The sequence below is a fragment of the Streptomyces sp. GESEQ-4 genome, from assembly GCF_017948455.1.
In the GTDB taxonomy this organism is placed as follows: domain Bacteria; phylum Actinomycetota; class Actinomycetes; order Streptomycetales; family Streptomycetaceae; genus Streptomyces.
In genome coordinates, this window is sequence record NZ_JAFFSU010000005.1 from 146,172 (window position 1) to 172,779 (window position 26,608).

General features: G+C 69.5%; 23 protein-coding genes. 12 read left to right on the forward strand and 11 right to left on the reverse strand.

Annotated elements, in window-relative coordinates:
* The first annotated feature begins 39 nt into the window (after positions 1-39).
* Entirely contained in the window at positions 40-1,344 is a 1,305-nt protein-coding gene (locus KCH48_RS12745; protein ID WP_210573249.1) for a copper amine oxidase, read from the forward strand.
* Between the two features lie 75 nt (positions 1,345-1,419).
* Here the strand turns inward: KCH48_RS12745 and aspS are convergent, their stop codons facing one another.
* A complete protein-coding gene (gene aspS, locus KCH48_RS12750; protein WP_210573252.1) occupies positions 1,420-3,183 on the reverse strand; it encodes an aspartate--tRNA ligase in 1,764 nt (587 codons plus the stop codon).
* 200 nt (positions 3,184-3,383) lie between these two features.
* Here aspS and KCH48_RS12755 point away from each other — a divergent pair, with 200 nt between their 5' ends.
* Complete coding sequence (locus KCH48_RS12755) at positions 3,384-5,498, forward strand: SpoIIE family protein phosphatase (RefSeq protein WP_210573254.1); 2,115 nt, start codon at positions 3,384-3,386, stop codon at positions 5,496-5,498.
* A gap of 9 nt (positions 5,499-5,507) precedes the next feature.
* Here the strand turns inward: KCH48_RS12755 and KCH48_RS12760 are convergent, their stop codons facing one another.
* From KCH48_RS12760 to KCH48_RS12775, 4 genes are all read right to left on the reverse strand, one after another.
* Positions 5,508-6,554, reverse strand: coding sequence for an AI-2E family transporter (locus KCH48_RS12760; protein ID WP_210573256.1), 1,047 nt, complete (start codon positions 6,552-6,554; stop codon positions 5,508-5,510).
* Between the two features lie 87 nt (positions 6,555-6,641).
* On the reverse strand, positions 6,642-7,619 hold the full coding sequence (locus tag KCH48_RS12765; protein WP_210573258.1) for a pirin family protein: 978 nt from the start codon (positions 7,617-7,619) through the stop codon (positions 6,642-6,644).
* Between the two features lie 114 nt (positions 7,620-7,733).
* Positions 7,734-9,671, reverse strand: coding sequence for an Ig-like domain repeat protein (locus KCH48_RS12770; protein WP_210573260.1), 1,938 nt, complete (start codon positions 9,669-9,671; stop codon positions 7,734-7,736).
* Between the two features lie 189 nt (positions 9,672-9,860).
* Positions 9,861-10,334 (reverse strand): SseB family protein, encoded by a 474-nt coding sequence (locus KCH48_RS12775; RefSeq protein ID WP_210573262.1) that lies wholly within the window; start codon positions 10,332-10,334, stop codon positions 9,861-9,863.
* A gap of 167 nt (positions 10,335-10,501) precedes the next feature.
* Here KCH48_RS12775 and KCH48_RS12780 point away from each other — a divergent pair, with 167 nt between their 5' ends.
* The 4 genes from KCH48_RS12780 (at position 10,502) to KCH48_RS12795 (ending at position 15,023) form a co-directional block, all read left to right on the forward strand.
* Entirely contained in the window at positions 10,502-11,362 is an 861-nt protein-coding gene (locus tag KCH48_RS12780; protein ID WP_210573264.1) for an intradiol ring-cleavage dioxygenase, read from the forward strand.
* Between the two features lie 129 nt (positions 11,363-11,491).
* Positions 11,492-13,318, forward strand: a complete 1,827-nt coding sequence (locus KCH48_RS12785) for an acyl-CoA dehydrogenase (protein ID WP_210573265.1) — start codon at positions 11,492-11,494, stop codon at positions 13,316-13,318.
* A 95-nt stretch (positions 13,319-13,413) separates the two neighbouring features.
* Complete coding sequence (locus KCH48_RS12790) at positions 13,414-14,712, forward strand: M18 family aminopeptidase (RefSeq protein ID WP_210573267.1); 1,299 nt, start codon at positions 13,414-13,416, stop codon at positions 14,710-14,712.
* A gap of 74 nt (positions 14,713-14,786) precedes the next feature.
* Positions 14,787-15,023 (forward strand): DUF6458 family protein, encoded by a 237-nt coding sequence (locus KCH48_RS12795; protein WP_210573269.1) that lies wholly within the window; start codon positions 14,787-14,789, stop codon positions 15,021-15,023.
* Between the two features lie 2 nt (positions 15,024-15,025).
* On the opposite strand, the gene KCH48_RS12800 is transcribed toward KCH48_RS12795, so the two are convergent.
* Positions 15,026-15,412: a cupin domain-containing protein gene (locus tag KCH48_RS12800; protein WP_210573271.1), complete on the reverse strand. Its 387-nt coding sequence runs from the start codon at positions 15,410-15,412 to the stop codon at positions 15,026-15,028.
* 51 nt (positions 15,413-15,463) lie between these two features.
* On the opposite strand from KCH48_RS12800, the gene KCH48_RS12805 reads away from it, so the two are divergent.
* The 3 genes from KCH48_RS12805 (at position 15,464) to KCH48_RS12815 (ending at position 19,762) form a co-directional block, all read left to right on the forward strand.
* On the forward strand, positions 15,464-16,465 hold the full coding sequence (locus KCH48_RS12805) for a helix-turn-helix domain-containing protein (RefSeq protein ID WP_210573273.1): 1,002 nt from the start codon (positions 15,464-15,466) through the stop codon (positions 16,463-16,465).
* The gene (locus KCH48_RS12810) at positions 16,462-16,956 is read left to right on the forward strand and encodes an LURP-one-related/scramblase family protein (protein ID WP_210573275.1); all 495 of its coding nucleotides are present in this window, start codon (positions 16,462-16,464) and stop codon (positions 16,954-16,956) included. The genes KCH48_RS12805 and KCH48_RS12810 overlap by 4 nt, the downstream gene beginning before the upstream one ends.
* 130 nt (positions 16,957-17,086) lie before the next feature.
* A complete protein-coding gene (locus tag KCH48_RS12815) occupies positions 17,087-19,762 on the forward strand; it encodes a SpoIIE family protein phosphatase/ATP-binding protein (protein WP_210573277.1) in 2,676 nt (891 codons plus the stop codon).
* Positions 19,763-19,778: 16 nt separating this feature from the next.
* Here KCH48_RS12815 and KCH48_RS12820 read toward each other — a convergent pair whose 3' ends face one another.
* The gene (locus tag KCH48_RS12820) at positions 19,779-20,573 is read right to left on the reverse strand and encodes a carbon-nitrogen family hydrolase (RefSeq protein ID WP_210573278.1); all 795 of its coding nucleotides are present in this window, start codon (positions 20,571-20,573) and stop codon (positions 19,779-19,781) included.
* A gap of 180 nt (positions 20,574-20,753) precedes the next feature.
* Here KCH48_RS12820 and KCH48_RS12825 point away from each other — a divergent pair, with 180 nt between their 5' ends.
* On the forward strand, positions 20,754-21,578 hold the full coding sequence (locus KCH48_RS12825; RefSeq protein WP_210573280.1) for a maleylpyruvate isomerase family mycothiol-dependent enzyme: 825 nt from the start codon (positions 20,754-20,756) through the stop codon (positions 21,576-21,578).
* 13 nt (positions 21,579-21,591) lie between these two features.
* On the opposite strand, the gene KCH48_RS12830 is transcribed toward KCH48_RS12825, so the two are convergent.
* The 3 genes from KCH48_RS12830 to KCH48_RS12840 all read right to left on the reverse strand — a co-directional run bounded on the left by KCH48_RS12830 (position 21,592) and on the right by KCH48_RS12840 (position 24,457).
* On the reverse strand, positions 21,592-22,350 hold the full coding sequence (locus KCH48_RS12830; protein ID WP_210573282.1) for a hypothetical protein: 759 nt from the start codon (positions 22,348-22,350) through the stop codon (positions 21,592-21,594).
* Between the two features lie 152 nt (positions 22,351-22,502).
* Positions 22,503-23,798, reverse strand: coding sequence for a nitrate/nitrite transporter (locus tag KCH48_RS12835; RefSeq protein ID WP_210573284.1), 1,296 nt, complete (start codon positions 23,796-23,798; stop codon positions 22,503-22,505).
* Positions 23,795-24,457, reverse strand: a complete 663-nt coding sequence (locus tag KCH48_RS12840; protein ID WP_210573286.1) for a GntR family transcriptional regulator — start codon at positions 24,455-24,457, stop codon at positions 23,795-23,797. Before KCH48_RS12840 ends, KCH48_RS12835 begins: the two co-directional genes overlap by 4 nt.
* A 186-nt stretch (positions 24,458-24,643) precedes the next feature.
* Here KCH48_RS12840 and KCH48_RS12845 point away from each other — a divergent pair, with 186 nt between their 5' ends.
* Entirely contained in the window at positions 24,644-25,543 is a 900-nt protein-coding gene (locus KCH48_RS12845; protein WP_246885204.1) for a D-alanyl-D-alanine carboxypeptidase family protein, read from the forward strand.
* A 108-nt stretch (positions 25,544-25,651) separates the two neighbouring features.
* On the opposite strand, the gene KCH48_RS12850 is transcribed toward KCH48_RS12845, so the two are convergent.
* Positions 25,652-26,059, reverse strand: a complete 408-nt coding sequence (locus tag KCH48_RS12850; protein WP_210573290.1) for a RidA family protein — start codon at positions 26,057-26,059, stop codon at positions 25,652-25,654.
* Positions 26,060-26,155: 96 nt separating this feature from the next.
* Here KCH48_RS12850 and KCH48_RS12855 point away from each other — a divergent pair, with 96 nt between their 5' ends.
* Positions 26,156-26,536: a helix-turn-helix domain-containing protein gene (locus KCH48_RS12855; protein WP_210573298.1), complete on the forward strand. Its 381-nt coding sequence runs from the start codon at positions 26,156-26,158 to the stop codon at positions 26,534-26,536.
* Positions 26,537-26,608 lie beyond the last annotated feature (72 nt).

Genomic DNA, 26,608 nt, shown 5'->3' on the forward strand with positions numbered 1-26,608 from the left:
CCGGTCGATCGTGTACGTATCAGACAAGGAGTCCCGCCCATGCGGTCCCTCACCCGGCGACTGGCCCTCACCGGAGCCTGCGCCCTGCTCGCACTGCCCGCCACCACACTGACGAGCGCCGACGCCGCGCCCGAAGCCGCGCCGACGGCACAGGCGGCCTGCAGCCCTTCGTCCACCATCACCAAGAAGCTGCCGAACGGCACCACCTGGCGCATGTGCTGGCGCAACGACCCCACCTCGGGTCTCGTCCTGACGAACATCACCTACCAGCCCAAGCACGCCATCCGCCCGATCGAGGTCCTCGGCAGAGCGGCCCTCGCGCAGATCCATGTGCCTTACGACAACGGCGAATTCGAGTACAACGACGTGACCGAGCAGTACTTCGGCGCCAACATCCTCACCGTCAAACCGAAGGACTGCCCAAGCGGCACGATCAAGAGTGTCCGGGTCGACGACCCGGACGGGCCCGGACGCCGGACCGTCAAGGGGCTGTGCGTGACGACGCAGCCGCGCGGTTTCGCCTACCACGGGAACAGCGAGCACGTCGGGGAGGACCACCCCCACATCGACTCCGCGCAGGGCAGCGACCTGGTCGTGTACACCGTCAACGCGGTCGGCTGGTACCACTACATCACCCAGTGGAACTTCTCCGACGACGGCACCATCACCGCCAAGGAGGGCGCCACCGGCAACCTCGCCGGCGACGAGTTCGATGCCTCCGACGGCACCGGCTGGCCGGTCGGCAAGAACGGCAACGCCAAGGCCCTCAGCCACCAGCACAACGTCCTGTGGAAGCTCGATTTCAAGCCGGACGGGTCGTGGAAGTCCAGGGTCGAGCGCTACGACACCAAGCCCAACGGCACCGAGGCCACTACGGGCTACGGGCGGCTGAAGACCAAACGCACGCCGATCACCAAGGAGTTCAAGGGCGACAACAGCAACGCCCGCTGGTGGCGCGTCGTCAGCACCGCCAGGAACGGGGACAACCATCCGCGCTCGTGGGAGATCGTCCAGCAGCACACCGACAAGTACAGCTCGCGCCCGTACACCCGGCACGACCTGTACGTCACCCAGTTCAACCGCTGCGAGACCTACTCCAACGACAACAACAGCAACGGCGAGACGGGCTGCAAGGACCACGTGGGCCAGTTCGTGAACGGCCAGACCCTCACCCGCCCCGTCGTCTGGGTGAACGTCGGCTTCCACCACATCGCCCGCGACGAGGACCAGACGCCGATGCCGGTGCACTGGCAGGGCTTCGAGATCGTCCCGCGCGACGTGACCGACATGAGCCCGCTGACACCCGACCGCCTGCACAAGCCGAAGTACAACGGCGCGAACTGATCGGGTGACGAGAGGGACAGACAGCAGTGGGGCCCGGAACCGGTCGACGGTTCCGGGCCCCTCCGGGCTGGACGCCTACTTCGGCTGCGGCTTCCGCACCGACAGGTGCAGTTCCTTCAGCCGCGCCTCCTCCAGCTCCGTCGGCGCGCCCATCATCAGGTCCTGGGCATTGCCGTTGAGCGGGAAGGCGATGGTCTCGCGGATGTTCGGCTCGTCGGCCAGCAGCATGACGATGCGGTCGACGCCGGGGGCGATGCCGCCGTGCGGCGGGGCGCCGAAGCGGAACGCGCGCAGCATGCCGGCGAACTTCTCCTCGACGGTCTCGCGGTCGTAGCCCGCGATCTCGAAGGCCTTCAGCATGATCTCGGGCTCGTGGTTCCGGATCGCGCCGGAGGACAGCTCGACGCCGTTGCAGACGATGTCGTACTGCCACCCCAGGATGTCCAGCGGGTCCTGGGTCTCCAGGGCCTCGAGGCCGCCCTGCGGCATGGAGAACGGGTTGTGCGAGAAGTCGATCGCGCCGGTCTCCTCGTCCTTCTCGTACATCGGGAAGTCGACGATCCAGCAGAAGCGGAAGACGTTCTCCTCGAAGTGCCCGGCGCGACGAGCGGCTTCCACCCGCACCGCGCCCATGATCTTCGAGACCTCGTCGAACTCGCCCGCACCGAAGAAGACCGCGTGGCCGGCCGACAGCGACAGGCGCTTCGTCAGCTCCGCGACGTTCTCCTCCGTCAGGAACTTCGCGATCGGGCCGGACAGCGAACCGTCCTCGGCGACCCGCACCCACGCCAGGCCCTTCGCGCCCTGCGAGACCGCGAAGTCACCGAGCTGGTCGAAGAACTTGCGGGGCTGCGCGGAGACGTCCGGCACCGGCAGGGCCCGTACGTGCTTGCCCGCGAAGGCCTTGAACTCCGAGCCCTCGAAGATGTCGGTGATGTCGACGAGCTCCAGCTGGGCGCGCAGGTCCGGCTTGTCGGAGCCGTACTTCAGCATCGCCTCGCGGAACGGGATCCGCGGGAACGGCGACGTGACATGGCGGCCGTTGCCGAACTCCTCGAACAGCTCCGTCATCAGCTTCTCGACGGGCTGGAAGACGTCCTCCTGCTCGACGAAGGACATCTCGACGTCGAGCTGGTAGAACTCGCCCGGCGAGCGGTCGGCGCGCGCGTCCTCGTCGCGGAAGCAGGGCGCGATCTGGAAGTAGCGGTCGAAGCCGGAGATCATCAGCAGCTGCTTGAACTGCTGCGGCGCCTGGGGGAGGGCGTAGAACTTGCCCGGGTGGAGGCGAGAAGGCACGACGAAGTCTCGGGCGCCCTCGGGGGAGGTCGCCGACAGGATCGGCGTCGCCATCTCGTTGAAGCCCAGCGCCGTCATCTTGTGCCGGATCGCCGAGATGACCGCCGTACGCAGCAGGATGTTGCGGTGCATGCGCTCGCGGCGCAGGTCCAGGAAGCGGTACTCCAGGCGCCGCTCCTCGTTGACCCCGTCCTCGGTGTTGATCGTGAACGGCAGCGGGGCGGCCGCGCCGAGCAGCTCGACCTCGGAGACCTCGACCTCGATCTCGCCGGTCGGCAGATCGGGGTTGATGTTCTCGGCGCCGCGGGAGACGACCTGGCCGTCGACACGGACGGTGGACTCCTTGGAGAGCTTGTCCAGAGCCTCGTACGCGGGCGTGCCCGGCCGGGCGACCAGCTGGGTGATGCCGTAGTGATCACGCAGATCGATGAAGAGGATGCCGCCCAGGTCGCGCCGATTGTGCAGCCAGCCGCTCAGCCGGACGTCGGTGCCGACGTCAGAGGCGCGGAGCTCGCCGCAGGTGTGGGACCTGTACCGATGCATCGTCGTTCATCCAGTCTTCGCGGATCGGGGGCTGTTTCACGTGAAACTCCCACCAGTGGATCCAGGGCTGTTTCACGTGAAACTCCACCAAGCCTACCGGGCACCCCAAGATCGCCTCCCACCCATTAATCGCCTCCCACCCATTCAACGATGAACAGCTTCGGTGGCAGTCACCGAACACCTCTCCCTACAGTGGGGCAATGCGCACTGGTGAGCCCCTGCCGGCCGTGGGGGAGGTTCTCGCCGCCCTCGCGACGGGACTGTGGCACTGGAACACCGCCACAAGACTGGTCACAGTCGACGCGGAGACGGCACGGCTGCTCGGGCTGCCCGCAGAGCAGTGCACCCTCAGCCAGGCCCAGGTGCGCGCCCGCCTGCACCCCGTGGACTGGAACGAGATCAGCGGAGTGATCCAGCTCGCCGTCGCCGAGGGCACGCTCGGCGAGGTGCGGGTGCGGATCATGGACGAGCGGGGCCAGATCATCCGGGTCGGCCGCAGCCGCTTCCACGCGTCCTTCGACCGCGAGAAGCGTTCGTACGAGGTGACCGGCTCCCTCCAGGAGGTCACCGACCCCTCGCCGGGCACCACCGCGGGGCGTGCGGTGACCGGGGACTGGCGGCGCTCCCGGGAGGCGTTCCTGCTGGACGCGGGCCGGGCGCTGGCCGAGGCGCGGTCGACGGCGGAGGTACTGCGGGTCGCGGCCGGGCTGTCGATGCCGGGGTTCTCACCGGACGGCCTCGCGGTGTTCGGCGTGGAGGGGGACCGGCTGACGATCATCGGCCACCACGGTCACCAGCAGGGCGACGAGAGCCCCTTCTCGCACATGGCGCTGGGCACCGACTACCCGGCGGCTGAGGTGGTCCGCACCGGCCGAGCCGTCTATCTGTCCACGCCCGAGGAGTACAAGACCCGCTACCCGGTCACCTGGCCGCTGGCCCAGAACTTCGGCCGTCAGTCGTGGGCGTTCCTGCCGCTGACCGTGGCCGGACGGACGATGGGCGCCTGGATGGCGGCCTTCGCCTACCCCGTCGCGTTCACACCGGACGAGCGGTCCGTGCTGACGACGGTGGCCCGCATGCTCGCGCAGGCCCTCTCCCGGGCCGGGCTCGCCGAGTCGGAGCGTGAGCTGACGGACGGCCTCCAGCGCTCGATGCTGCCCACGCTCGGCCCCGAGATACCCGGCATGAGCGTCGCCGCCCGCTATGTGCCGACCGGCGGCGGCCTCCAGGTGGGCGGCGACTGGTACGACATGATCCCGCTGCCCTCCGGCCGGTTCGCGTTCGTCATCGGCGACGTCCAGGGCCATGACGTGCGGGCGGCCGGCCTGATGGGGCAGCTCCGGATAGCGCTCAGGGCGTACGCCTCCGAGGGCCACCGCCCGGACGCGGTGCTCTCCCGCGCCTCCCGCTTTCTGCACGGCATCACCTCCGACGGCGACGACCTGCGCTTCGCGACCTGCCTGTACGCCGAGGCCGACCCCGTGACCGGGACCCTGGACATCGCCCGCGCCGGGCACCCCGACCCGGCGATCCGGATGGCGGACGGCACGGTCATGGCACGGCCCACGGAGGGCGGCCTGCCGCTCGGCATCGACCCGGACGCCGACTACCCGACGAGCCGGTTCACCCTGGAACCCGGCGAGACCATGATGATCTGCACGGACGGCCTGATCGAGACCGGCGGGCACGACCTGGAGACCGGCTGGCTGCGGCTCCGCGCGATCCTGGAAGAGCACAAGGGCGACCTGGAGGAACTCGCCGACTCCCTGGTCCAGGCGGTGCACGGCCCTTCCTCCCACTACACCACCGGCCCGCTGGCCGACCGCCGCGAGGACGACATCGCGCTCCTGCTGCTGTGCCGGCAGGGGGAGGGCTGCGGCTGCGAGGACACGGCGGTCGTCAGACGTCCCACCGTTCGGCGCACGATGCTCTCGGTGGCCCAGGCGGAGCCCGAGCGGGTCGCCACCGCCCGCCAGCAACTCCGCGAACTCCTCCACGACTGGGCCTCCCCCGACCAGGTCGACTCGGCCGTCCTGCTGCTGTCCGAGATGCTCACCAACGTCCTCGTCCACACCGACGCCGACGCCCTCCTCCTCGCCGAGATCACCGGCGAGGCCGGCATCCGCCGCCTCCACGTCGAGGTCACCGACACCAGCGACGACCTCCCCCACAAACGCCGCCCCGGCGAACTGGCCTCCTCCGGACGCGGGTTGATGCTCATCGAACTGCTGGCGAACGCGTGGGGCGTCGACCCGCGCGGCGAGGGCAAGAGCATCTGGTTCGAGCTGTACGAGGAGCAGGGCGCGGCTCAGTGACGCCGGCCCCTACGCATCCGACGGCTCGGCACTCCCGTACCGCGTCCGCAGTTCCTGTACGACCCCGAAGGCCGCCGCGGTCAACGGCACCGCCAGCAGCATCCCTAGGACACCGGCCACGGATGCGCCCGCGGTGATCGTCACCATCACCAGCGCCGGATGCATCTGCACGGTCCGGCTCTGGATCACCGGCTGGAGGACATGCCCCTCCAGCACCTGCACGGCGAGGACCACCCCCAGCACCCACAACGCGATCACGAACCCGCGGTCGGCCATCGCGACCAGCACGGCGACGGCACCGGAGAGGAAGGCGCCGAGGTAGGGGATGTAGGCGCCGACGAAGACGAGCGCGCCCAGCCCGACCGCCCCCGGCACATCCAGGACCAGCAGGCCGACCGTGATGCACACGGCGTCGATCAGCGCGATGAAGGTCGTCCCGCGCATGAACCCCTCGACCGCCTCGAAGGCCCGCCGCGCCATGGCCTCTACGGTGTCGCCGGCCTCGCCCCGCACGACGGCACGCAGCGTGCCGGCGGCCTTGTCGGAGTCCCGCAGGAAGAAGAAGACGAGCAGCAGCGCCAGTACGGCCATAGCGATGGCCTCCCCCACCACACTGACCCCGCTGATCACCCCGGACGCGGCGGTCCCGCCGAACTTGGTGAGCAGTTCCCTCGCGTTGGACGCGAGGTCGTCCAGCGAGGTCCCGGCCGCCCCGAAGTGCTCGGCGAGCGACTCGGCCGCCTGCCTCAGCGAGGCGACGATCTGGTCCCCGGTGTCGATGAGCGCGGCGACCACGATGTACACGGCCCCGCCGACGACGGCCACCACCGCCACGCAGGTCACCGCGGCGGCGACGGACCGGTTGACCCGCGCCTTCACCAGCCGCCGGTGCATCGGCCCGAGCAGCGCGGTCCCCAGCAGCGCCAGCAGCACCGGCACGACGGCCGTACGGACCTCCACGACCAGCCTGATCCCGACGTAGACCACCCCGGCGACCAGCAACACCACGGCACACCAGGCCGCGAACCGGCGCACGGGGTCGGGAAGCAACTGCACGCGTCCAGCGGATCACGCACCGGCCGGGCTGTCCTGCGCGGACAGCCCGCCCGGGTGACGGAGCGTCAGACGTCGGGGCCTGCTCGGTCAGGCGCCAGGGCCCTCTCCGGTCATGCCGTGCACGGCCGGGATGGTCCCGAGCCGGCCCTTCTGGAAGTCCTCGAAGGCCTGCTGGAGTTCTTCGCGGGTGTTCATGACGAACGGGCCGTAGTGGGCCATGGGCTCACGGATCGGCTGGCCGCCCAGGAGGACGACCTCCAGGTCCGGCGTGTGCGAGTCCTGCTGCTCGTCCGCGCGGACGGTCAGCGAACCGCCGGCGCCGAAGACCGCCGTCTGGCCCAGCTGGATCGGACGGCGCTCGGCACCGACCGCGCCCTTGCCCGCCAGCACGTACGCCAGCCCGTTGAAGTCCTCGCGCCAGGGCAGGGTGATCTCCGCGCCCGGCGCCAGCGTCGCGTGGATCATCGTGATCGGCGTGTGCGTTACGCCGGGACCGGCGTGGCCGTCCAGCTCACCGGCGATGACGCGGAGCAGCGCGCCGCCGTCGGGCGTGGTGAGCAGCTGGACGTTGCCACCGCGGATGTCCTGGTAGCGCGGGGGCATCATCTTGTCCTTGGCCGGGAGGTTCACCCACAGCTGGAGGCCGTGGAAGAGACCGCCGGACATCACCAGGTGCTCCGGCGGGGCCTCGATGTGCAGCAGGCCCGCGCCTGCCGTCATCCACTGGGTGTCCCCGTTGGTGATGGTGCCGCCACCACCGTTCGAGTCCTGGTGGTCGAAGATCCCGTCGATGATGTAGGTGACGGTCTCGAAGCCGCGGTGCGGGTGCCAAGGGGTGCCCTTGGGCTCTCCCGGCGCGTAGTCCACCTCACCCATCTGATCCATCATGATGAACGGGTCGAGGTGGCGGTAGTTGATCCCGGCGAACGCTCGGCGCACCGGGAAGCCCTCGCCCTCGAAACCGCTCGGCGCGGTCGTGACAGTGAGCACGGGACGTGCCACGGCGTCGGCCGGGGCGGCCACGCGGGGCAGGGTCAGCGGGTTCTCGACGGTCACTGCAGGCATGTCGGTACCTCCTTGTGCGGCCAGTTTAGTTGAGCATTGAACTTCCTGCTACCCGGAACGACAAAAGCCCGGAGGACATTCCCCCGGGCTTCGCCGTACGGGCCGCAGCCCGCGTCAGTTGCTGAAGTACAGGTACTTCCAGGCCCCGTACGTCGTCGAGTTCACCGTGTCGCCGGACGAGCCGTTGACGTACACCGACCGCATCCGCGCCCGGATGCCCGACTCACCGGGTGCCTCGAGCGTGACGGCCGACTTCCCGTTCGTACCGACCGGGAAGTACTGCGAGTCCCCCGGGTACCACGAGCCCTGGTAGTAGACCTCGATGTCGAAGCGCTGCTGACGGCCCGGGTAGTAGCTCATCGTCGTGGTGAGCAGCGGGTCGGTGTTCTTGTGGAACCAGGAGTACGACGTCGAGCCGATCTTCGCCGTCTTGTAGTGCTTGGAGACGGCGGTGGAGACCTTGACCCTGGCGTACGCCGTGACCTTGACCGTCTTCGGCTTGTAGCGGGCGTCGCCCGAGAAGACCGCGGTCACGGCCGTGTCGCGGGTCATGTCCACCCACGCGCTGAGGTCGCCGGCGGAGTTGACCTTGCCGGACTTGATCAGCTTCTTCGGCTTGTCGCCGCCGAAGGGGTCCGCGTAGATCTGGACGGAGCGGTTCTTGTACGTCGTACCGAGGTGCGCGGTGAACTTGACGTCCGTGCCGTAGTTGTACAGCTTGCCGTTGTTGTTCAGCCTCAGCGCGGTCGAGGCGCGGGAGACGTCGACCTTGTCGGAGGCGCTGACCGCGGTGTGCGTGGCGTCGCCCGCGTAGGAGACCTTGTACGTGACCTTGCCGCCGACCGGGGGCGAGGTCGTGAAGGAGTACGTGCCGTCCGCCTTGACCGTGACGGTCGGCAGCGACTTGCCGTTCGGGCTCTCCAGGTCGGTGCGGGTGACGGCGAGCTTCGTGCCCACCGTGAACGGCACGTTCGCCGTGAGCTTGCCGGTGACTGTGAGCTGCTTGGCGCGGGTCGCGGACGCGGGCGCGTTGACCGTGAGGGTCGGCACGCTGAGCGATGGGCCCGTGAACGCCTTCAGGGTGTAGGTGTTGTCCGAGTTGCCGGCCAGGGCGAACACCCGGGAGGAGTCGGGCGCCCAGGCCACCTCGCCCATGCTGGAGGTCCCGGCGTCGAAGCGGCGCACCGGCGTGGCGGAACCCGCCTTGTAGATGTTCACGTGGCGGTCGTAGGCCTGGGCGATCAGGCCGCCCGGCGAGACGTCGCCGTGCCAGCCGGTCTCGGTGAGGCCCGCGACCTCCGTGAAGGTGCCGTCGGCGTAGTTCAGCTTCCGGGAGCCGTTCCACAACACCTGAGAGGTGCCGGGCACGAGGTCGATGTCCAGGGTCCAGCGGTCGCTGTCCGTCTTGGCGATCACCTGCGGGGTGGTGCCGGAGACGTCGAGGAGGTTGATCGCGCCCGAGCGGTCGCCGCTGTCGTAGAAGGAGAGCAGACCGGGCGAGGACGGGTCCGCGTCGAGGACGGCCGCGTTGTAGTACGGGGCGACACCCTCCGGGAGCTGTCCGAGGGCCACCGCGGCGGCCGGGTCGGCAGCGGGGTCGATGACGCCCAGATTGCCATGGAAGCCGCTCTCGTCCGTCGTCCGGTACGAGAACCACAGCCGCCCGCCCGCGAAGGCGGTCTCACGCGGGTCGACGCCGGCACCGAGGTCGTAGCGGGTCCTGACCTCCAGGGTGGCCGCGTCGATGGCCACGATCTCGTGCGTTGTCGGCAGGGCCGCGTACAGGGTGAGACCGTCGTCCGAGAGCGCGAGATCGCTGGGGCGGCCGAAGCCGACGTTCACGTCGACCAGGGTGCCGCTGTAGTCGGTGGCCAGGATCCGTCCGTTGTCCTGGTCCGCGACGAAGACGCGCTGCAGCGCGCCGTCCGCGACCAGGCCGACGGGCTGGGTGAGGACGGCCGACGCGGCCGAGGCGGTACCCGCCGCGGCGACGCTCAGTGCCACCGAACTGAAGAGGACCGCGAACGCCGTCGCGGCCGAGGTGCTGCGCATGCGCACAGGAATGAAACCCCCACAAGGAATCCCGGGGTCGCCGGGAGCTGAGAGCGCCGCGCGGCACCCGGACGCGAACCGCCGGAAGCGGTGACGTGCGGGGCGCGGCTGCCGGGGATCACTCTATGGCATGGCTGTGACAATCGAGTGGAGATTTTGCGACGCGGGGTTTCCCCCGACGGGCACTGTCTAGCCGTACATCCGCCGCATCGCGAACTCCACCATCTGCTCGACCGCCTTCGCGTCGAACACCATCCGGTGCTCGCCCTCCATGTCCAGGACGAAGCCGTAGCCGGTCGGCAGCAGGTCGATCACCTCGGCGCCGGTGATCACGAAGTACTTGGACTCCTTGCCCGCGTACCGGCGCAGCTCCTTCAGCGAGGTGAACATCGGGATCACCGGCTGCTGGGTGTTGTGCAGGGCGAGGAAGCCGGGGTTGTCACCGCGCGGGCAGTAGACCTTCGACGTCGCGAAGACCTGCTGGAAGTCCTCCGCGGACAGCTGCCCGGTGGTGAAGGCACGCACCGCGTCCGCGAGCGACGGCGGGGACGGCTCGGGGTACAGCGGCGGCTGCTGGCCGTACCCGCCGGGCATGGGCTGCTGCGGCGGGACGTAGCCCTGCTGGGCAGCTCCCCCATCCATGGGCTGGCCGTATCCATACATGAGCGCAAGCGTACCGAGAGCGGCGGGGCGCGGGGCCGGTACGGGTGCCCTGGCAAACCGACAGCGACTTGACAGCCACCGCATTGGTTTCCGACAGCCTGCGCTCCTAGCGTCGGTAGTGCCGTGGGGAGCACTGGAAACGGCACGACGCCAGCGAGGGGACAGCCATGCACCGACACCACGACGACGAGGTCCACGAGCACGACAGAGGGCTCTCCTACGACCTTCCCGTCCTCGCCCGCCGCCGCATGATCCGGCTGATGGCGGGGGCGAGCCTGATACCGCTGGTGGGGTGTTCCGCCGAGGACGACACCTCCGCGGCCTCCTCGTCGTCCCCCTCGTCCTCCTCCTCGTCCGCTGCTTCCGGGTCCACCGGCTCCACCGGCGAGGCGTCCGAGTGCGCGACCATCCCGGACGAGACGGCCGGTCCCTTCCCCGGCGACGGCTCCAACGGCGTGAACGTCCTCAAGGAGAGCGGTGTCGTCCGCGGCGACATCACCAAGAGTTTCGGCGACTCGGCGGGCGGCACCGCCGAGGGCGTGCCCCTGACGATCACGCTCACGGTGGTGGACGCGGCCTCCGGCTGCGGGACGCCGAAGGAGGGCGCCGCCGTCTACATCTGGCACTGCGACCGGGAGGGCAGGTACTCCCTGTACTCCGAGGGCGTCACCGAGGAGAACTATCTGCGCGGTGTCCAGGAGACCGACGACAAGGGGCAGGTCACGTTCACGAGCATCTTCCCGGCCTGCTACACCGGCCGCTGGCCGCACATCCACTTCGAGGTCTACGGCAGCCTGGAGGACGCCACGGCCGCCACCTCCATCACGAACACCTCGCAGCTCGCGTTCCCGAAGGACGTCTGCGACACGGTGTACGCGACGGACGGTTACAGCCAGAGTGTGCAGGAGCTCAGCCGGCTCTCCCTGGAGTCGGACAACATCTTCAGCGACGGCTACGACCAGCAGCTGGCGGCGGTCGAGGGCAGCGTGGCGAAGGGGTACACGGCGACTCTGACGGTTCCGGTGTGACCTGTCACAGATGACCGGATCGGGGTTGCGTCTTATTACCGGCGGGTAGCATCATCGTAGCCACGTGTTGGTATGTGAACGGGCGCGAGGATCCAGTGCCTCGCCGATCTCTCAACGGAGCCAGTCGCCATGGGGCACTACAAGTCGAATCTGCGCGACATCGAGTTCAACCTCTTCGAAGTACTCGGGCGCGACAAGCTGTACGGCACGGGCCCGTTCGAGGAGATGGACGCCGAGACGGCGAAGTCCATCCTCGACGAGATGACCCGCCTCGCGGAGAACGACCTGGCGGAGTCCTTCGCGGACGCCGACCGCAACCCGCCGGTCTACGACCCCGAGACCCACACCGCGCCGGTCCCCGCGTCCTTCAAGAAGAGCTACAAGGCGTTCATGGACGCCGAGTACTGGCGGCTCGGCCTGCCCGAGGAGATCGGTGGCACCACTGCTCCCCCGTCGCTGATCTGGTCGTACGCGGAGCTGATCCTGGGCGCCAACCCGGCCGTGTGGATGTACTCCTCCGGTCCGGCCTTCGCCGGGATCCTCTTCGACGAGGGCAACGAGGTCCAGAAGAAGATCGCTCAGATCGCGGTCGAGCGGACCTGGGGCTCCACCATGGTGCTGACCGAGCCCGACGCGGGTTCGGACGTCGGCGCCGGGCGTACCAAGGCGATCCAGCAGGAGGACGGCTCCTGGCACATCGAGGGCGTGAAGCGCTTCATCACCTCCGGTGAGCACGACATGGAGGAGAACATCCTTCATTACGTGCTGGCGCGTCCCGAGGGTGCCGGCCCCGGCACCAAGGGCCTGTCCCTCTTCCTCGTCCCGAAGTACCTCTTCGACTTCGAGACCGGCGAGCTGGGCGAGCGCAACGGCGTGTACGCGACGAACGTCGAGCACAAGATGGGCCTGAAGGCCTCCAACACCTGCGAGATGACCTTCGGCGACCAGCACCCCGCCAAGGGCTGGCTGATCGGCGACAAGCACGACGGCATCCGTCAGATGTTCCGGATCATCGAGTTCGCGCGGATGATGGTCGGCACGAAGGCGATCTCCACGCTGTCGACGGGCTACCTCAACGCCCTCGAGTACGCCAAGGAGCGCGTCCAGGGCCCGGACCTGGCGAACTTCATGGACAAGACCGCGCCCAAGGTCACCATCACCCACCACCCCGACGTACGCCGCTCGCTGATGACGCAGAAGGCGTACGCGGAGGGCATGCGCGCCCTTGTCCTCTACACGGCCTCGATCCAGGACGCGATCGCCGTCAAGGAGGCCGCCGGTGAGGACGCCAAGACCGAGCACGCGCTGAACGACCTGCTCCTGCCGATCGTCAAGGGCTACGGCTCCGAGAAGGGCTACGAGCAGCTCGCCCAGTCGCTGCAGACCTTCGGCGGCTCCGGCTTCCTGCAGGAGTACCCGATCGAGCAGTACATCCGCGACGCCAAGATCGACACCCTGTACGAGGGCACGACCGCGATCCAGGGCCAGGACTTCTTCTTCCGGAAGATCGTCCGCAACCAGGGTGCCGCGCTGAACTCCCTCGCCGAGGACATCAAGAAGTTCCTGGCCGTCGGCACCGGCGGCGAGGAGCTGGCGGGCGCCCGCGAGCACCTGGCCAAGGCCGCCGTCGAGCTGGAGGCCATCGTCGGTCTCATGCTGACCGACCTCGCCGCCACCGAGAAGGACGTCAAGAACATCTACAAGGTGGGCCTGAACACCACCCGCCTGCTGATGGCCTCCGGTGACGTCGTCGTCGGCTACCTGCTCCTCAAGGGCGCCGCGATCGCCGCCGAGAAGCTGCCGAACGCGTCCGCCAAGGACAAGGCGTTCTACACCGGCAAGATTGCGGCGGCGAAGTTCTTCGCGGCCACCGTCCTGCCCGGCGTCACCGGCGCGCGCAAGCTCGCCGAGGGCGTCGACCTGGACCTGATGGAGCTGGACGAGGCCGCGTTCTAGCCCTTCGGCTCCCTTTACGAGGGCCCGTTCCCGGTCATGGGGAGCGGGCCCTCGTACGTCGTCAAGGAGCCCTCGTACGTCGTTAAGGTGAACCCATGAGCGAACCCCACCGCTTCGACCGCGGCCACACCGACGACCTCATGACCTTCCTGGCGGCGAGCCCGACGCCGTACCACGCCGTGGCGAACACCGCCGAGCGGCTGGAGAAGGCCGGCTTCAAGCAGGTCGCGGAGACGGACGCCTGGGACGGGTCGAGCGGCGGCAAGTACGTGCTGCGCGGTGGCGCGATCATCGCCTGGTACATCCCCGAGAGCGCCGCGGCGCACACGCCGTACCGGATCGTCGGCGCGCACACCGACTCGCCGAACCTGCGGGTCAAGCCGCTGCCGGACGCCGGGGCGCACGGCTGGCGGCAGGTGGCGGTCGAGATCTACGGCGGCCCGCTGATGAACTCCTGGCTGGACCGCGACCTGGGGCTTGCGGGCCGGCTGACGCTCAGGGACGGCTCGACGCGCCTGGTGAACGTCGACCGCCCGCTCCTGCGCGTCCCCCAACTCGCCATCCACCTGGACCGCTCGGTCTCCTCCGAGGGCCTCAAACTCGACAAGCAGCGCCATCTCCAGCCGGTCTGGGGCCTGAGCGACACCGTGCGGGACGGCGACCTGATCGCGTTCCTGGAGTCGGAGAGCGATCTGGCCGCGGGCGAGGTCACCGGCTGGGACCTGATGGTCCACTCCGTGGAACCGCCCGCCTACCTGGGCCGCGACAAGGAACTGCTCGCGGGCCCCCGCATGGACAACCTGCTCTCCGTGCACGCGGCCACGGCGGCACTGGCCGCGGTGGCGACCGGCGGCGCGGGGCTGCCGTACATCCCGGTGCTGGCCGCCTTCGACCACGAGGAGAACGGCTCGCAGAGCGACACGGGCGCGGACGGGCCGCTGCTCGGCAGCGTGCTGGAGCGTTCGGTGTTCGCGCGCGGTGGATCGTACGAGGACAAGGCGCGCGCCTTCGCGGGCACCGTCTGTCTCTCCTCCGACACCGGCCACGCCGTCCACCCCAACTACGCGGAGCGGCACGACCCGACGCACCACCCGCGCGTCAACGGCGGGCCGATCCTGAAGGTGAACGTCAACAACCGCTATGCGACGGACGGTTCGGGCCGCGCGGTGTGGGCCGCGGCCTGCGAGAAGGCGAACGTCCCCTTCCAGTCCTTCGTCTCCAACAACTCCATGCCCTGCGGCACGACCATCGGCCCCATCACCGCGGCCCGGCACGGCATCAAGACCGTCGACATCGGCGTGGCGATCCTGTCGATGCACAGTGCGCGGGAGTTGTGCGGGGTGGACGATCCGCATCTGCTGGCGAACGCGATGGTGGCCTTCCTGGAGGGGTAACTGACGCACCGCCGGGTACTCGCCCCCGACCGGAAGACCGGAACGACCGGACCGGACAGGGAGGCGAACAGCTCATGGGCCTCGGCGGATGCATCATCCTCATCGCCGCGGGAGCCATCCTCAGCTTCGCGACCGACTGGCACATGGAGGGGGTCAACCTCGACCTGGTCGGCGTCATCCTGATGATCGTCGGACTGATCGGAGTGGTGACGTTCAGCAGCGTCGCACGGCGCCGGCGGGTCGTGGTGCCACCCTCGACGCCGGTCATCGAAGAGGAACGGCACCACTACCACGACGGATACGGCCGCTGACGTCAGGTCAGGGCATGCCCCGTCGTGGCGTCCACATGGTCCGGCACCTCGTCGTGGCGGTCGCCCACGGTGAGGGTGCCGGTGGGTTCGAAGAGCAGGATGGCGGCGGGGGCAGGGGCGTACGGCTTGTGTTCCGTGCCGCGAGGGACCGTGAAGACGGAGCCCTTCGGCAGGACGACCGTGCGTTCGCCCTGCGCCTCCCGCAGCGAGATCTGCAGCTCGCCGTCCAGGACCAGGAAGAACTCGTCGGTGTGGTCGTGGACGTGCCAGACGTGGTCGCCGTCGACCTTGGCGACGCGGACGTCGTAGTCGTTGACGGCCGTCACGATGCGGGGGCTCCACGTTTCAGCGAAGGAGGAGAGCGCCTTTTCCAGCGAGATGGGTTCCATGCGCCCATCGTGCGGGTGGCCGGGAGCGCGTGCGAGTGCTAGGAATCGCACATGCCGCAAGGATCCTCTCAGCCGCGTACACATAGCGTCGCCGTGATCGTCGACGAAGGCACCAACCCCTTCGAAGTCGGCGTCGCCACCGAGTTGTTCGGGCTGCCGCGGCCCGAGCTGGGGCTCCCTGGCGCTCTGTACGACGTCACCTTGTGCACGCCCACCCCTGAAGTCCGGATGAACCACGGCTTCTTCACCCTCACCGGCGTGCCCGGCCTCGAGGTCGTCGACGCGGCCGACACCCTCGTCGTCCCCGGCCGCCCCGACAACGTCGTACCGCGCGGCGCCGCCGTCCTCGACGCCATCCGCCGCACCCACGCGCGCGGGGCGAGGATCATGAGCCTGTGCACCGGAAGCTTCGCGCTCGCCGAGGCCGGACTGCTCGACGGACGCCGGGCCACCACGCACTGGCGCTGGGCCGACACCTTCCGGGAACTGCATCCGAAGGTTCTGCTGGAACCGGACGTGCTCTTCGTCGACGAGGGCGACGTCCTCACCGCCGCGGGCAGCGCCGCCGCGCTCGACCTGTGCCTGCATGTCGTACGGCGGGACCATGGCGCCGACGTCGCCAATGCCGTGTCCCGGCGGCTGGTGTTCGCCGCGCACCGGGACGGCGGGCAGAAGCAGTTCGTGGAACGGCCGCTGCCGGACGTGCCCGACGAATCGCTGGGCCCCCTGCTGGCATGGGCGCAGGCCCGGCTGAGCGAGCCGCTGACGGTGGCGGACCTCGCGGCGCGGGCGGCGGTCAGCCCGGCCACCCTGCACCGCCGCTTCCGGGCCCAGCTGGGGACGACCCCGCTGGCCTGGCTGACCGGGGAGCGCGTCGCGCTGGCGTGCCGGATGATCGAGCGCGGGGAGGAACGGCTCGACGTGGTCGCCGCGCGCAGCGGTCTGGGCACCGCCGCCAATCTGCGGGCGCGGCTGCGGCGCGAGACCGGGCTCAGCCCGTCGGCCTACCGGCGGCGTTTCGGGGCCGGTGGCGTGGAAGTCCTGATGCCATGAGATTCCTCGTACGCGACAGGCTCCTCGGCTTCGGTGACGACTACTGGATCGAGGACGACAGCGGCAACAAGGTGTACCTCGTCGACGGCAAGGCGATGCGGCTGCGGGACACCTTCGAGCTGAAGGACACCCAGGGGCGCGTCCTCATCGACATCCACCAGAAGATGCTCGCCCTGCGGGACACGATGGTGATCGAGCGCAACGGCGACCCCCTGGCCCGCATCAAGCGCAAGCGGATGTCCCTCCTGCGCAACCACTACCGGGTGTCCCTCGTCGACGGCACCGCACTCGACGTCAGCGGCAAGATCCTCGACCGTGAATTCGCCGTCGAGTACGCCGGTGAACTCCTCGCCGTGATCTCCCGCCGATGGCTGCACATCCGCGACACCTACGGCGTAGACGTCGTACGCGGCGACGCGGACCCGGCACTGCTGATCGCGGTGACGGTGTGCGTGATCCATCTGGCGGAGAAGGAAAGGGATGGGGACTGATAGCGCCCCATAGGGGCGCGGGGAACTGCGCGACCAGCCACGACGGCCCCGCAGCCGCCCGACAGCCAACCTCGGCACCCCGGAGCGCGCATCGGTATCCGCATCGCCGCACGTGTGAGACAAAAGACCCATGACCGAATTTCTCGGTCGCATGCGCCGGGCGCTGAGCATCCGCACCGTCGCCCGGCAGGTCTTCGTCCTGCAGGCGGCGATCGTCGTGCTGCTCGTGGTCGCCGCCGTGATCGCCGTGGTGCTGCAGGTGCGCGGCGACAGCGAGCGCGAGGCCCGCAACCGTTCCCTCGCCGTGGCCGAGACGTTCGCGAACGCGCCGGGCGTCGTGGCGGCCCTGGAGGCGCCGGACCCGTCCGCGGTGCTCCAGCCGCGCGCGGAGGCGGCACGCAAGGCGTCCGACGTGGACTTCATCGTGGTGATGACCCCGGAAGGGATCCGCTACACCCACCCCAACCCCGCCCAGATCGGCAAGCACTACATCGGCCACATCGCCCCGGCCGCGGCGGGCGGGGTCGTACGGGAGACCTTCACCGGCACGCTGGGCCCCTCCGTGCGTGCCGTCGTCCCCGTGGAGGACGCCGACGGCAAGGTCATCGGCCTGGTCGCCGCCGGTGTGACGCTGGCCAGCGTGGGCGGGGTGGTCGATCACCAGCTGCCCGTGCTGTTCGCCTCGGCCGGGGTCGCCCTCGCCGTCGCCACCGGCGGGACCGCTCTGGTCAGCAGGCGGCTGCGGCACCAGACGCGCGGGCTCGGGCCCACCGAGATGACCCGGATGTACGAGCATCACGACGCGGTCCTGCACTCCGTACGGGAAGGCGTGCTGATCATGGACGGAGACGGGCGGCTGGCGCTGGCCAACGACGAGGCGCGGCGGCTGCTCGGACTGGGCCCGTACGCGGAGGGCCGGCTCATCCAGGACCTCGGCATCGACCGCGACCTGGCCCGGCTGCTGGCGTCCGGCCGGGACGCCACCGACGAGGTGCAGCTGTCGCGGGGCCGGCTGCTGGCGGTCAGCCGGCGGTCCACCGCGTGGGACGGCGGGCCGCCCGGCAGCGTCGCCACCCTGCGCGACACCACCGAGCTGCAGGCCCTCACCGGCCGGGCGGAGGTGGCGCAGCAACGGCTGCGGCTGCTGTACGACGCCGGACTGGAGATCGGCACCAGCCTCGACGTGACCCGCACCTCGCAGGAGCTGTCCGACTTCGCGGTCCCCCGGTTCGCCGACTACGTCACCGTCGACGTGGCCGACCCCGTGCTGCGGGGCGGGGAGCCGAAGGCGGGCATCACCGACATGCGGCGCGTCGCGTTCCAGGGCGTGAAGGAGGGCAGCCCGCTCTACGCGCCCGGCAAGCTGATCCACTTCGCGGCGACCACCCCGCAGGCGGCCGGGTTCCTCGCCGGTGAGCCGGTGCTCGAGGAGGACCTGACCACGTTCTCCGGCTGGCAGGTGCAGGAACCCGAACGGGCCCGGAACATCGTCGCGTTCGGCATCCACTCGATGCTCGCGGTGCCGCTGCGCGCCCGCGGCGTCATCATGGGCGTGGCCACCTTCTGGCGCGCCGACCAGCAGGAACCCTTCGAACGGGACGACATCTCCCTCGCCGAGGAACTCGTCGCCCGCGCCGCCGTCAGCATCGACAACGCCCGCCGCTACACCCGCGAGCACGACATGGCCGTCACCCTGCAGCGCAGCCTGCTGCCGCGGGCCCTGCCCGACCAGAGCGCCCTGGACGTGGCCTACCGCTATCTGCCCGCGCAGGCCGCGCAGGGCGGGGTCGGCGGCGACTGGTTCGACGTCATCCCGCTGCCGGGCGCGCGGGTGGCGCTGGTCGTGGGCGACGTGGTGGGGCACGGCCTGCATGCGGCGGCCACGATGGGCAGGCTGCGGACCGCCGTCCACAACTTCTCGACCCTGGATCTTCCGCCCGACGAACTCCTGTGGCACATGGACGAGTTGGTGGCACGCATCGACCAGGACGAGGAAGGGGACGAGGGCGGCGGCGAGGACGAGAACGCGCCGGTCACCGGGGCGACCTGCCTGTACGCCGTCTACGACCCCGCGTCCGGCGTCTGCACCCTCTCCCGCGCGGGCCATCTCGAACCGGCGCTCGTCCGTCCGGACGGCGAGGCGGAGTTCGTCACCGTCCCCGGCGGCCCTCCGCTGGGCCTGGGCGGCGGGCTCCCCTTCGAGGTGACGACGGTGCAACTGCCGGAAGGCAGCGGCCTCGTGCTCTACACCGACGGCCTGGTGGAGGACCAGCGCCGCGACATCGACGACGGCCTGGAACTGCTCCGCCGCGCCCTCACCGGCCCCGGCCGCACCCCGGAGGAGACCTGCGACGCCACCCTCGACGCCCTGCGGCCCGACCGGCAGCGCGACGACATCGCCCTGGTCGTCGCCCGCGCCCACAGACTCGCCGCCGACCGCACGGCGTCCTGGGACGTACCGCCCGACCCCTCAGCGGTCGGCCGCGTCCGGGCGGCGGCCACCCGGACCCTCCAGTCCTGGGGCCTGTCGGACGAGGCCTTCACCACCGAACTGATCCTCAGCGAACTCGTCACCAACGCCCTCCGCCACGCCACCGCCCCCATCCACGTCCGCCTCATCCGCGACCGCACCCTGATCTGCGAGGTCTCCGACGCCAGCAGCACGGCCCCACATCTACGCCGCGCGGCCACGACGGACGAGGGCGGACGGGGGCTGTTCCTGGTGGCGCAGGTCGCGGAGCGGTGGGGGACGCGGTATTCGGGGGGCGGGAAGGTGATCTGGACGGAGCAGCCGCTGGAGAAGTGACGGCAGGTCTACGGCCTCACCTGCGCGGCGGCGCCAGCCCCAGTACGCGATCCTTGAGCGCCGGGAACTGGTCCCGCGTCACCGAGACCTTCCCGGGATCGAACTCCACCGCGAGGACCTCCTCCCCGGCACCCGCCTCCGCGAGGACCTCCCCCCACGGATCGACCACGATCGAGTGACCGGCCTGCGGAACCCCGGCGTGGGTCCCGGCCGTTCCACAGGCGAGCACGAACGCCTGGTTCTCCACCGCCCGCGCCTGAGCCAGCAGCGTCCAGTGCGCCCGGCGCCGCTCCGGCCAGCCCGCCGGGACGACGAAGGTCTCGGCACCGGCGTCGACGAGAGAGCGGAAGAGTTCGGGGAAACGGAGGTCGTAGCAGGTGCCCACGCCGATGGTCGTCTCCGGCAGGCGAACCGTCACCAGTTCCTGGCCCGCGCCCATCAGCACCGCCTCGCCCTTGTCGAACCCGAAGCGGTGGATCTTGCGGTAGGCGGCGGCCAGGTCACCGGAGGGAGAGAAGACGAGAGACGTGTTGTAGAGCGGCCCGTCGGGGTCCCGTTCCGGAATGGAGCCCGCGTGCAGCCACACGCCGGCGTCGCTCGCGGCCTTCGCCATCACCTCGTACGTCGGCCCTTCGAGCGGCTCGGCCTCGGTGCCGAACTCCTCGTACGCGAAGGCCCCCGTCGTCCACAGTTCCGGCAGTACGACGAGATCCGCGCCCGCCTGCTCCCGTACCAGAGAAGCGACGCGCCGTCGGCGCGATTCGACCGATTCACCCTCGTTCACCGCGATCTGGAGCAATGAGGCGCGCACGCTACCACCGTCCTGGCATTCGAGCCGTACACACGGCCTACGATCGTCACACGAAAGCACTGCCGGGGTGCCTCACAGCAGCGTAACTTAGCGTTCCAAGACACCCGCCGACAGCAGCCGCCTCCCACTGGCAACGCCGCCACAACCAAGCCTGTACCGACCGCCGAGGGGTCCCGTTCCGTGAGTCTGCATCCCACTCTCCAGCCCTACGCCGACGCCTGGACCCACTCCATCGAAGCGATATCCGAGCTGGTGCAGCCCCTTGTGGAGGGCGAGTGGAACCGGCGGACACCGTGCCCCGGCTGGTCGGTCCGTGACGTCGTCTCCCATGTCATCGGCCTGGACTGCGAGATGCTCGGCGACCCGCGCCCCATCCACACGCTCCCGCGCGACCTCTTCCATGTGACGAACGACCACCAGCGCTACATGGAGATGCAGGTCGACGTACGCCGCCACCACACGGGGCCCGAGATGACCTCCGAGCTGGAGCTGGTCACCATCCGGCGCAACCGCCAGCTGCGGAACGAGTCCCGCGACCCGGGGACGAAGGTGCGCGGCCCGCTCGGCACCGAGATCACGCTCGAAGAGTCCATGCGCCATCACGCGTTCGACGTCTGGGCCCACGAACAGGATCTCCGTGTCGCCCTCGGACACCCCGGAAACCTCGATTCGCCCGGCGCGCACGTGGCCCGTGACGTCCTCCTCGAGGCCCTCCCCGACATCGTCGCGAACAAGGCGAACGCGCCTCGCAGCTCGGCGGTCGTCTTCGACGTCCACGGCCCCATCGAGTTCCTGCGCACCATCCGCGTCGACATCCAGGGCCGCGGCACTCTCGAAACGGCCCCTGCCCTCGGCCCCGCCGCCACCCTCACCCTCGACTGGGAGACCTACATCCGGCTGGCCTTCGGGCGCGTGTCGGTGGAGTCGGTCGCCGACCGGATCAAGGCCGAGGGCGATGTGGATCTGGCGGCGGCGATTCTGCGGAACTTCACGGTGACGCCGTAGCCGGGCCGTCGGTTCAGCGGTCTTCCGTGACCGTCGTGGCGACGCCGTCCTTGATCTCGACCTTGGCGGAGACGCCGTTCTTGGCGGCGCTCTCCAGCTGGGTCAGGGTGCACTGCGGCGTTTCCTCGGACTGCGGGTCGCCGCAGATGGTGCCGGCGCCGTACACCCGCGTGTTGTCGGAGACGAAGAACGCCTGCTCGACGCCCTTCATGTCGGAGACGGTGAACTTGCCCGGCGCGAGGTAGCTGACGTTGCCGAACCAGGTGCCGTTGACACCCGACGCGCCGGTGCCGTTCTCGACGCCGGGGCGCTCGCGTACGGCGGTGGCGATGCCGTCCTTGAGTGTCACGTCCGCGGTGACGGCCGCCTTCTTGGTGGCCGTCTCCAGCTGGTCGAGCGTGCAGCTCGCGCTCCCGCAGATCGCGCCGGCGCCGTAGACCGCGGTGTTGTCGGCGACGAAGAACGCCTGGTCGGTCTTGCCGGCCACACTGACGGTGTACTTGCCCGGGGCGAGGTAGCTGACGGTGCCGCCGTTGAAGGTGCCGCTCACGCCCTGCTGGGAGGAGCCCGCGGCGTTCTGCGCGGAGGCGCCCGCCGGCGTCGAGTCCTTGGAGATGTCGGAGGTGTCGGACTTCTTGGCCGAGGACTTGTGCTGGGAGCTGCCGGTGCTCGAGGAACCGTTGCTGTCGGAACCGTTCTGACATGCGGTCATCGCGAGCCCGGCGGCGAGCGCGGCGGTGACGACGACGGCGTGGCGCAGGTGGCGGTTCATCACGGAATTCCCTTCGGAGGCGCGGAGTTCGTTCGATGACTATGAGGGCCCGACAGCCCCTCAGGTCACGCCCGTCCCCGCCTCACGACACCGTTGTCACACCCCTATGACAGAGCAACACCTCAGCCGCAAAGGTCAGCTGCGGTGAACCGTCACGCCGGCACATGCACCGTCGCCACCCGGCTCGCCACCAGCCGCTCCCGCTCCCGCCGGGCCGCCCGCTTCCGCAACCGCAGAATCTGGCTCACGCCCAGCGCCTGGAGTACGAACACCGACGAGAACGCCACCGTGTAGTCGTCCCCGGTCGCGTCCAGCAGCACCCCGACCGCGAACAGCGTGGTCATCGAGGCGACGAAGCCGCCCATGTTGGTGATCCCGGACGCCGTGCCCTGCCGCTCCGGCGGATTCGCCGGCCGGGCGAAGTCGAACCCGAGCATCGAGGCGGGACCGCACGCTCCGAGCACCGCGCACAGCATCACCAGCAGCCACATCGGCGCGTGCTCCCCGGGATACGCCAGCACGGCAGCCCACATCAGCGCGGTCGCCCCGACGGTCCCCAGCGCGAGCGGCAGCCGCGCCGCGTGATGCCGGGCGACGACCTGGCCGTACACCAGACCGACCAGCATGTTCGACAGCACGACGAGCGTCAGCAGTTCCCCGGCGGTCGCCCGCGACAGCCCCTGCGCCTCGACCAGGAACGGCAGCCCCCACAGCAGCAGGAACACCATGGCCGGGAACTGGGTGGTGAAGTGCACCCACAGCCCCAGCCGTGTCCCCGGCTCCCGCCACGAGGCGGCGATCTGCCGGCGGACGTAGGCCGCGCCCTGATGCGGGAAGGGCTGCGGCTCATGCCCCTCGGGGTGGTCCTTCAGGAACAGCAGGAGCAGCACCAGCACCACCACGCCCGCGAGCGCGCTCCCCGCGAAGGCCGTGGTCCAGCCCACGCCGTGCAGCAGCCGCGCGAGCACCAGCGTCGAGACGAGGTTGCCCGCCATGCCGGCCAGCCCTGCGAGCTGCGCCACCATCGGCCCGCGCCGCGCCGGGAACCAGCGGCTGCCGAGCCGCAGCACACTGATGAACGTCATCGCGTCACCGCAGCCGAGCAGCGCACGGGAGGCGAGGGCCATGCCGTACGACGGTGAGAACGCGAACCCGAGTTGCCCCGCCGTGAACAGAACCACGCCGATCGTCAGCACCTTCTTCGTGCCGAGCCGGTCGACGAGCAGGCCCACGGGTATCTGCATGCCCGCGTACACAAGGAGCTGGAGGATCGAGAACGTGGACAGCGCGGAGGCGCCCACGTCGAACCGCTCGACCGCGTCGAGGCCGGCGACCCCCAGCGACGTACGGAAGATGACGGCGACGAAGTAGACGGAGACTCCGATGCCCCAGACGGCGATGGCCTTGCGGCCGCCGGGCGGGTCGCCGGGGAGGGCGACGGCGCTCATCTGACCTCACCCCGCGCGAGGTGCGAGAACCAGCCGACGTGCCGGTGGACGACATCGACGGCCGCCTGCGCGTCCCCGGAGCGCAGCGCCTCAAGGATCTCCTCGTGCTCGGCGAGGGTCTTGGCGATCCGGTCGGGGTGGGAGTGCATCACGGCGACGCCCATGCGCAGTTGCCGGTCGCGGAGTTGGTCGTAGAGCCGGGAGAGGATCGCGTTGCCGCCGCTGCGGACGATCTCGGCGTGGAAGCAGCGGTCGGTGACGGCGGCAGCGGCGAGGTCGCCGGCGGCAGCGTGCGCCTTCTGCTCGGCGAGCAGTTCCTCCAGCCGGGTGATCAACCGCGGACTCGCCGGTACGGCCTTCCGCGCGGCGTGCTCCTCGACCAGCAGCCGGGTCTCCACCACGTCCGCGATCTCCTGCGCGGAGACGGGCAGGACCAGCGCGCCCTTCTTCGGGTAGAGCTTGATCAGCCCCTCGACCTCCAGACGGAGCAGCGCCTCGCGCACCGGAGTGCGGGAAACCCCTACAGCCTCGGCGAGTTCGCCCTCGGTGAGGAGGATGCCGCCCTCGTAACGCCGTTCCAGGACGCCCTGCTTGACGTGGGCGTAGACGCGGTCGGCGGCAGGTGGTTGCTTGACGGGTGCGGGCGGGGCTGAGGGCATGCCCACAGCTTAGATACAACACGTACGCATGCCGCTGATCGTTCCAGCATGCGGACGCGCCGAAATCTGCCCCACGCACCGCGCAACCATCTCTGCTGGTTACATGTCCCACGTATGCGGCCTGCCTGTTTTGCCATTCAACTCGGCCGCATCTCAGGGGCATTCGACGTATTCGGGGTATATCAGTTGATAACTGCCACCAAGGGCATCCGTGTCCGCAGAGCCGCCGCCGTCGCCGTCACGGCGGGCGCGATGCTCGCCACCGGAGCCCTCACCGCGGCGCCGGCGCAGGCCGCGACGGCGCCCACCATCACCGCCAAGGGCGGATTCCTGATGAACGGTGCCAACGGCGCGACGCTCTTCTCCAAGTCGCCCGACACCAAGCGGCTCACCGCCTCGACCACGAAGATCATGACCGCGAAGGTCGTGCTCTCGCAGGCGAATCTGAACCTGAACACCAAGGTCACGATCAAGAAGGCGTACAGCGACTACATCGTCGCCAACGGCGCCTCGTCGGCCCGGCTGATCGTCGGTGACAAGGTCACGGTCCGTCAGCTGCTGTTCGGGATGATGCTGCCGTCCGGCTGCGACGCCGCGATGGCTCTCGCCGACAAGTTCGGTTCCGGCTCGACGGTCTCGGCCCGCACCAAGAACTTCATCGGCAAGATGAACTCCATGGCCAGGAGCCTGGGCATGGCGAACACGCACTTCGACTCGTTCGACGGCATAAGCCGCGGCTCGAACTACTCGACGCCGAAGGACCTGACGAAGCTCGCCCGCAGTGCGATGAAGACGTCCATGTTCCGGGGCGTCGTGAAGTCGAAGTCGTACACGGCGAAGACGATCACCAAGACCGGCTCCACCCGCACGATGGCAGCGTGGAAGAACACCAACACCCTGCTCGGCTGGAACGGCACGCTCGGCATCAAGACCGGCTCCGGCACCGAGGCCAAGTACTGCCTCGTCTTCAGCGCGACGAAGAACGGCGAGACGGTCGTCGGCGCCGTCCTCACCGCTTCCTCGGCGGCCAACCGCACGACGGACGTGAAGAAGCTCATCAACTACGGCTACGCACGCATCAGCTGACACCGGCACCTCAGAGCACTGTTGGAGAAGGGGCCCGCCACGACGTCCCGAGCGGACGGGCGGGCCCCTTCGCCGTTCAGCGACAGCTGTCCCCTCAAGGGCACCTGTTCAGTCGAGGACCGCGGTGGCTTCGATCTCGACCAGGTGGTCGGGGACGTCCAGTGCCGCTACGCCTATCAGCGTGGCCGGCGGGACCGGGGTGACTCCCAGCTTCGCGGCTGCCCGGGAGATCCCTTCCAGGAGCGGGGGCATCTTGTCGGGGGTCCAGTCGACGACGTAGAAGGTCAGCTTCGCCACGTCGTCGAAGGAGCCACCGACCTCGGCCAGGGCGGTGCCGACGTTGAGATAGCTCTGCTCGACCTGGGCGGCGAGGTCGCCTTCGCCGATCGTGACTCCCTCGGCGTCCCAGGCGACCTGCCCGGCGATAAAGACCAGCCTCGACCCGGATGCGATCGACACCTGCCGGTAGACGTCGATCTTGGGCAATCCGTCGGGATTCACAAAGGTGATGGCCATGCTGCCTGTCTCCTCGGTCTCTTGTGGTTACTCAGGAACCATAGGAGAGTGGTTGCTGACATGGAAGAACGCACTTTTCAGTGACTGGAGAACCTTATGGTGACCAAGCAGCTCACAGGCTCGCCCGAGGATGCGGACCTGGCGCGGGCGGACTCCTTGGCACGGGAGATCTTCTCCGACGTCGCCAACAAGTGGGCGTTCCTCATCGTCGAGAGTCTCGGTGATCGCACCCTGCGCTTCAGCGAGCTGCGGAACGAGGTCGAGGGCATCAGCCACAAGATGCTCACCCAGAACCTGCGCATGCTGGAGCGCAACGGCCTCGTCGAGCGCACGGTGCACCCCACCGTCCCACCGCGGGTCGAATACACCCTCACCGAGCCGGGTCAGGCTCTGCGCGCAACCGTCGATGGAATGTGCGGCTGGACCCACCAGTACTTCGGTCACATCGAGGCCGCCCGCCGCCGCTTCGACGCCTGACGGCCGGCTGGACGCCTACGCCAACTCGCTCCACCGGTCGGACTGAGCGCAACGACAGGTGACAGAGCGCCC

Excerpts from the sequence above, each read along its gene's own strand:
- KCH48_RS12745 (WP_210573249.1), top strand. The coding sequence starts at position 40 with ATGCGGTCCCTCACCCGGCGACTGGCCCTCACCGGAGCCTGCGCCCTG.
- aspS (WP_210573252.1), bottom strand. The coding sequence starts at position 3,183 with ATGCATCGGTACAGGTCCCACACCTGCGGCGAGCTCCGCGCCTCTGAC.
- KCH48_RS12755 (WP_210573254.1), top strand. The coding sequence starts at position 3,384 with ATGCGCACTGGTGAGCCCCTGCCGGCCGTGGGGGAGGTTCTCGCCGCC.
- KCH48_RS12765 (WP_210573258.1), bottom strand. The coding sequence starts at position 7,619 with ATGCCTGCAGTGACCGTCGAGAACCCGCTGACCCTGCCCCGCGTGGCC.
- KCH48_RS12770 (WP_210573260.1), bottom strand. The coding sequence starts at position 9,671 with ATGCGCAGCACCTCGGCCGCGACGGCGTTCGCGGTCCTCTTCAGTTCG.
- KCH48_RS12775 (WP_210573262.1), bottom strand. The coding sequence starts at position 10,334 with ATGTATGGATACGGCCAGCCCATGGATGGGGGAGCTGCCCAGCAGGGC.
- KCH48_RS12780 (WP_210573264.1), top strand. The coding sequence starts at position 10,502 with ATGCACCGACACCACGACGACGAGGTCCACGAGCACGACAGAGGGCTC.
- KCH48_RS12785 (WP_210573265.1), top strand. The coding sequence starts at position 11,492 with ATGGGGCACTACAAGTCGAATCTGCGCGACATCGAGTTCAACCTCTTC.
- KCH48_RS12790 (WP_210573267.1), top strand. The coding sequence starts at position 13,414 with ATGAGCGAACCCCACCGCTTCGACCGCGGCCACACCGACGACCTCATG.
- KCH48_RS12795 (WP_210573269.1), top strand. The coding sequence starts at position 14,787 with ATGGGCCTCGGCGGATGCATCATCCTCATCGCCGCGGGAGCCATCCTC.
- KCH48_RS12800 (WP_210573271.1), bottom strand. The coding sequence starts at position 15,412 with ATGGAACCCATCTCGCTGGAAAAGGCGCTCTCCTCCTTCGCTGAAACG.
- KCH48_RS12805 (WP_210573273.1), top strand. The coding sequence starts at position 15,464 with ATGCCGCAAGGATCCTCTCAGCCGCGTACACATAGCGTCGCCGTGATC.
- KCH48_RS12810 (WP_210573275.1), top strand. The coding sequence starts at position 16,462 with ATGAGATTCCTCGTACGCGACAGGCTCCTCGGCTTCGGTGACGACTAC.
- KCH48_RS12815 (WP_210573277.1), top strand. The coding sequence starts at position 17,087 with ATGACCGAATTTCTCGGTCGCATGCGCCGGGCGCTGAGCATCCGCACC.
- KCH48_RS12830 (WP_210573282.1), bottom strand. The coding sequence starts at position 22,350 with ATGAACCGCCACCTGCGCCACGCCGTCGTCGTCACCGCCGCGCTCGCC.
- KCH48_RS12835 (WP_210573284.1), bottom strand. The coding sequence starts at position 23,798 with ATGAGCGCCGTCGCCCTCCCCGGCGACCCGCCCGGCGGCCGCAAGGCC.
- KCH48_RS12840 (WP_210573286.1), bottom strand. The coding sequence starts at position 24,457 with ATGCCCTCAGCCCCGCCCGCACCCGTCAAGCAACCACCTGCCGCCGAC.
- KCH48_RS12850 (WP_210573290.1), bottom strand. The coding sequence starts at position 26,059 with ATGGCCATCACCTTTGTGAATCCCGACGGATTGCCCAAGATCGACGTC.
- KCH48_RS12855 (WP_210573298.1), top strand. The coding sequence starts at position 26,156 with ATGGTGACCAAGCAGCTCACAGGCTCGCCCGAGGATGCGGACCTGGCG.